We start from the raw sequence: 286 nt of genomic DNA on the forward strand, positions 1-286 counted from the left end.
GCCCACCGACGCGAAGTAGGCGGCCGCGCGTTCCCAGAACCCGGTGGCGGTCTCCTTCTTCTCATCGGCCAGGATCTCGCAGTAGGCCAGGCGGGAGTGGTCGTCCACGGCGTTGTGCAGGTAGGCGTACCCGGCCCGGGAGCGGTTTTTGCGCCCCCGGGCGCGGCCCAGCATCTTGTGGCCGCCGCCGTCGGGGATGTTGCCGAGCTTCTTGATGTCCACGTGGACCAGCTCGCCGGGCCGCTCGCGTTCGTAGCGGCGCACCACACGGCCGGTGGCCCGGTCC

Annotated in this window: 1 protein-coding gene; it reads right to left on the reverse strand. The window is 71.3% G+C overall.

Annotated features, from left to right (window positions below):
* A partial coding sequence (locus ACJOT3_RS34750; RefSeq protein ID WP_406977356.1) for a DDE-type integrase/transposase/recombinase occupies positions 1-286 on the reverse strand: 286 nt, incomplete at both ends.

This window comes from Nocardiopsis protaetiae, assembly GCF_045446735.1.
Taxonomy (GTDB): Bacteria; Actinomycetota; Actinomycetes; order Streptosporangiales; family Streptosporangiaceae; genus Nocardiopsis; species Nocardiopsis protaetiae.